Genomic DNA, 862 nt, shown 5'->3' with positions numbered 1-862 from the left:
ACTGCGTTATCGTACGGACAACCCTTTTCGCTCAACGAGCGACGGATTCCGAACGTATGAAGGGCATCCTCAATCAGACGGTTGTTGAACTCTCGTCCTCGATCCGTGTGAAACATCCGGATGCGACGCAAATCATGAGGAATGGAAGCGAAAGCACGATGGACCAGTTGCGCATCCTTTCGCTCGCCCACACTATGCCCGATGATTTCTCGGTTAAAAAGATCAACAAATACACATACATAATGCCATTTTTGACGGACCTTGATGTATGTAAGGTCACTGACGACAACGGATAGCTCTTCTCCTTGCTTGAACGCGCGATTCAATTCATTGGCTTCCATCGACTCGTTGCACGCTTCTTTTTTAGGCTTGAATTGCGCGAGCGTGTACGTAGAGACGAGCCCTTGTTCTTTCATGATGCGTCCGATTCGGCGACGAGAGACGCATTTCCCTTGTTTTTGGAGTTCAATCTTGATTTTACGCGTGCCGTAGTTCTCTCGGCTGCGTCGGAAAATTTCACGGATGGCTTCCGTCACATCGTCGACCGATGGTCGCTGTCTCGCTTCATAATAAAACGTACTTCTGGGTAATTGGAGGACGCTGCACATTGCTGATACCGAGTATTTATGTCGATTATTCTTGATCACACTTACTTTCGTCCCATGATCAGCGCGGCTTGCTTTAAAATATCATTCTCCATCTCCAGTTGTTGGACATGCTTCCGAAGCACACGTAGCTCGCGCGCTTCATCCGACAAATTATCTTCTTCCTTAAAGGATCCGGTCGTCTTACTTTGGTTGATCCAGCGATTAAATGCCGAAGGCGTCAAGTCATATTCCCGAATGATATCGGCGCGTGATTT

General features: G+C 47.8%; 1 pseudogene. It reads right to left on the bottom strand.

The annotated features are described in order from the left end of the window. Nucleotides 1–862: pseudogene (locus KNQ13_RS15795) on the bottom strand (IS3 family transposase); the annotation flags it as partial.

It is taken from the genome of Exiguobacterium sp. s128 (assembly GCF_018618815.1).
GTDB lineage: Bacteria > Bacillota > Bacilli > Exiguobacteriales > Exiguobacteriaceae > Exiguobacterium_A > Exiguobacterium_A antarcticum.
The sequence above is the reverse complement of the archived record's forward strand: the minus strand, read 5'-3'. Positions and strand labels throughout refer to the sequence as shown.